The 4336-nt window shown below is 73.4% G+C and carries 4 protein-coding genes; 2 read left to right on the top strand and 2 right to left on the bottom strand.

What is annotated here, in order from left to right; genetic code table 11:
• The coding region (locus tag ABD323_RS05530) for a hypothetical protein (RefSeq protein WP_344439830.1) at positions 1-191 on the bottom strand (191 nt) is incomplete at its 3' end.
• A complete protein-coding gene (locus ABD323_RS05525) occupies positions 188-1768 on the bottom strand; it encodes a hypothetical protein (protein WP_344439828.1) in 1581 nt (526 codons plus the stop codon). The genes ABD323_RS05530 and ABD323_RS05525, both read right to left, overlap by 4 nt.
• 347 nt (positions 1769-2115) lie before the next feature.
• On the opposite strand from ABD323_RS05525, the gene ABD323_RS05520 reads away from it, so the two are divergent.
• Both ABD323_RS05520 and ABD323_RS05515 read left to right on the top strand, forming a co-directional pair.
• Entirely contained in the window at positions 2116-2289 is a 174-nt protein-coding gene (locus ABD323_RS05520; protein WP_344439826.1) for an SflA family class IV lanthipeptide, read from the top strand.
• 101 nt (positions 2290-2390) lie between these two features.
• A partial coding sequence (locus ABD323_RS05515; protein WP_344439824.1) for a class III lanthionine synthetase LanKC N-terminal domain-containing protein occupies positions 2391-4336 on the top strand: 1946 nt, incomplete at its 3' end.

Genomic DNA, 4336 nt, shown 5'->3' with positions numbered 1-4336 from the left:
TCGTAGACCGCCGAGACCGTGTACGCGGCGTGCGAGCCCTCCACCTGAGCCAACAGCCACATCGCCAACTGGCTTGAGGAGAGCGGATACCACGGGGCCGCCGGTGCCACCGGAACCACCGGGGGCCGGGGCCGGCGTACCGCCCGGGTCACAGCGGACCGGTCCAGCCGCGTTCCTGCGTCGGTGGTCACGACAACTCCTTCTCGCTGGTGGCCGCCTGGGCCGGTTCGATGAGGTCATTCGGGTGGTTCGGGTGGTCACCGTCCAGCGGGACCCGGCCGATCACCAGGGGGCCCGAGGTGGTGCGGCAGACCAGTTCGAGGCCGGCGTACCGCGCCGGTTCGGGGACGGCGGAGCGCAGGACGGGAACCAGCGTGCGCAGAAAGGCGGTGGCGGGGTGGTCGGGTGAGGCGGTCGGGTCGGCCTGGGGCCGGTGCGCCGGCTTGGCCGCGACGTCCGTGATCGCCACGGACCGCACCGCCTTCACGTACTGCGACCAGCGGGCGAACCTCACCACCCGGCCTTGCTGGGCCTGTTGGACCATCAGCTGGAAGAGCGGCACCGCCTCACCACCGTCCGCCGGCCGTACCAGGACCTCTTCCAGGGGCTCCTCGGCCACCCAGGGCCGCCGCCAGGCCCCCGGCCGGCCGTTCTCGGCCTGCACCGCGAGTCGCTTCAACTCGCCGATGTCAGGGAGTGGTTGCTCGGCGGCGGGAGCGCCGTTCGAGTACATCGGCACGCTGGTCAGTGGCCACTGCTCGGACTGCCGCAGCAGGACCACCACGCAGGCCAGCGAGCAGAGCAGGCCGATCGCCACGAGAGCACGTCCGCCCGGGCCGTGCTCCCAGGCGGACGTGCTCCCGGCCGGCAGCGGGGCCGGTCGGCCGGTCAGCACGCCCTCCAGTGAGCCCCAGCCGATGAGCAGCGTGTAGCACCACATCTGGACCCAGTAGGCGGGCATCATCAGCAGCAGGATCCCCAGGTGCAGCCCGCACCAGAGCAGGACCGCCGGCAGCCGCAGCACGGGGTTTACCAGGGCGAGCGGGGCGGAGAGTTCGACGACGACGGTCGCCCGGGCCAGCCACCGGCAGAGCGCCGGCCGCTCGGTCACCAGTCGCGCCAGCCACGGCGCCCGCGCGCTGGGGGCCGACTGCCGCAGGTAGAAGTGCAGCGCGCGGCCGTCCAGCCAGGCCAGCCCGCCGTTGGTGAGTTTGGCGACCCCGCCGGCGAACATGATGTACACCACGAAGACGAGCAACAGCCGTGGCGCGAAGCCGGACTGGAGGACGGAGTGGCCGCCCGGCAGCACCGGCCACCCGCTGACGTGCGCGGCGAGGAACCCGTCGAGCGAGAACGCGGGGGTGCGCGAGAAGCAGAGACAGAAGAGCGCGTAGAGCGCGGAGTGCGTGGAGTGGTTGGAGCCGAGCGCCCCGGCGTTCACGGCGTGCAGGAAGGCGAAGCCGAGCAGGACCAGGACCGCGGAGACGGGTTGGGCGAATCCGACCGCCGCCGCCACCCAGGCCGCCACCGTGAGCCGGGTCACCACGGTGAGCACCCGCGGGGGCACCCACCGGACGCCGAGGACCTTCAGCAGGCCCACCGGGGTGTAGAGGGCCGGCTCCGTCCTGCCGATGATGCGCGCCGCGTGCAGGGGGGAGGGGTGGTCGAGGACGCAGAGCGCCAACAGACCGGTGTAGAAGACTGTTCTGAGGATCCCTGATATCGGCGGCAGGTCCGCGAGCCACCAGTGCGTGATCATGTACGGCATCCACCTCGCTGTGCCCGGCCGCCGGCAACTGCCGCGGCCCGGCGACTCGTCGGGAACGACCCCGTCCGGCCCTTTGAGCACCACTTGTCTCGCTCACAACAGTCCGTCACGGCAGGTGATCGAGGAACGGCCGATCGGGCAGGCGGACAGCAGCCGCGATCGGTCCCGATGCCCCCGGGAACTGCCCCTCCGGGCGCCCGGGTCCGGACGATCGGGCGAACCCGGGACTGACGGGCCGTGAAGCGGTCGCCAACGTCGTTCCGTCCCACCTCTACCGTCAGCTCAGATGGATGGCTAGCATGGAACTACCGCTAGAAATCAGCCAAGGTGATTGGGAGGAACCACCCATGAGTGCATTGGTCCTGGATGTCCGCGACGCCGGCACGATCGACATCGACGACGAGGTGATCGCGTTCGAGGACGAGTTCGACGCCGACCTCGCGCCGGCGGCCTGTCTCGCCGACCCGTACGTCACCTACGTGCCGACCCGCAACGTCTTCTACTGCAACGGGGACAACTGACCCTCGCGCCGTAGGTGACCAACGGGTGGCCGCCGCACGGGTGAGCGTGCGGCGGCCGCTCGTTCAGCAGTTGGAGCCGGACTTCGGGGAGTGGTGGACTCGTGCGGTCAGCAGCGCCGGCGGGCGCGCAGTCGGATCCCGGCACGGTCGCGGCCCTGCGCGAACGGCTCGCGGCCCTCGCGCTCGGCGCCCCGGGGGCACCGCGACGAGTGTTCTGCGACAAGGACTGGCTGTACCTGCACAATCCGCGGATGCCGGTGCGCGCCCACGGGTGGAAGCTGCACATCTCGGCCCGCCCCGAACAACTCCCGGAGCTCGTCGACCTGGTGGTCCCGGTCCTGCTCCGTCACACCTGTGACGTCAAGTTCGCCGCCGGCGTCGCCGTGCTGCGCGAGCTGAACTCCGGGGTGCGCGACCCCGGGGCGGTCGGGAAGGCGGCCACGGTGTACCCGGTCGAGGGCGAGGAGGTCGCGCTCGCCACGGAGTTGGCGAGCGCGTTGGTCGGCTGGACCGGGCCGCGGGTGGTCAGCGACCGGCAGCTGCGGCCGGACGCACCGGTCTACTACCGCTACGGCCTCTTCCAGGTCGCCGAAGGCGAGTCGACCCTGCTGATGACCGGCCCGGACGGCACGTCGTTCCCCGCCCGCGCGGCCAACCGCTATCGCCAACCACCGTGGGCCAGCGACCCGTTCGCCGTGCAGAGCAGTCCACCGCGGACCACCACCCGGGTCGGCGACGGCCGTTACCGGATCACCGCCGGGATCACCCGCTCGCCGAACGGCCACGTGTACCGCGCCGTCGAGGTCGCCACCGGCCGGGAGCTGGTGGTCAAGCAGGCGCGGGCCTTCGTGGCGGAGGACGACGCCGGCATCGACGCCATCGGCCGACTCCGGCACGAGCGGCGGGTGCTGGCCGCACTCACCGGCGTGACCGGGGTGCCGCAGCTGGTCGACTACTTCCGGCACGGCACCGAGGAGTACCTGGTGAGCAGCGGCTGCGGGCCGCGCGACCTGCGCCGGGACGTGCTGGCCTTCGGCCCGTACGCCGCCTCGGTCCCGGCCACCGGCCCCACTACGGGCGCCGACGGCGAGGGCGGTGACCGGGGCGGCGACGACCGGGGTGATGGCCACCGGGGCGATGGCGACCGGGACGGTGACGGACCCGACGGTGGGCCCGGGCGTACCTGGTGGGTGCTGGCGGGCGCGCTGGTGCGGGTGCTGGACGCGGTGCACGCCCGCGGCGTGGTGATGTGCGACCTGAAACCCGCGAACGTCGTGCTCGACCCGTCCGGCGCCTGCTCGCTGGTGGACTTCGGGGTGAGCGCCCTGGACGGCGAGCGCCCCGAGGGGGCCACCCCGGGCTACGGGCTGCCCGGCCGAGCGCAGGCACAACCAGCCGACGACTACTACGCGTTGGGCATGACGCTGCACTACGCGCTGACCGGCCTGGACCCGGTGGTGGTCGACCCCGATCCCGCGACCAACCGGGACCGCACGCTGGCCTGCCTGGCCGGGGTGCTGCCCGACCGGCGGCACCCGGCCCACGCGGTGGTGGCGGGCCTGTTGAGCTTCGACCCCGCGCGGCGCACCGCGACCGCGGCGCAACTGCGCGCCGGCAGGCGGCCGGTGGGCGACGGCCACCCGCCGCCGCTGCGCGCCGCCCTGCCCCTGGTCAGCGCGGGCGAGCTCGGCGCGATCGTCGACCACACGGTCACCAGCTGCGTGCGGATGGCCCACGCGCTGGTCGCCGCCGACCCGCGGGGCGGCGAACCGCGCACGCTGCTCTCGCTCTACGAGGGCAGCGCGGGCCTGGGCCTGGAACTGCTGCAGCACGCCGACCTCCCCGACGCCCGCGCCGCCGCCGCCGAGCTGGCGCACTGGACGGCCGCCCACCCCGCGCTCGAGCACCTCACCCCGGCCCTGTACGAGGGCCGCACGGGCGTCGAACTCTTCCTGGCCGACGCGGACCGGCTGCTGGGAGCGGACGGACCGACGGACCGGTCGGCCGGCCCGGGCACCGACCCGGCGGGCGCCGGCTGGGCCCTGCG

Origin of the sequence: Kitasatospora nipponensis (assembly GCF_039528135.1) — a bacterium.
Classification (GTDB): domain Bacteria; phylum Actinomycetota; class Actinomycetes; order Streptomycetales; family Streptomycetaceae; genus Kitasatospora; species Kitasatospora nipponensis.
This window is presented reverse-complemented; position numbering and strand designations above follow the sequence as displayed.

Excerpts from the sequence above, each read along its gene's own strand:
- ABD323_RS05525 (WP_344439828.1), bottom strand. The coding sequence starts at position 1,768 with ATGCCGTACATGATCACGCACTGGTGGCTCGCGGACCTGCCGCCGATA.
- ABD323_RS05520 (WP_344439826.1), top strand. The coding sequence starts at position 2,116 with ATGAGTGCATTGGTCCTGGATGTCCGCGACGCCGGCACGATCGACATC.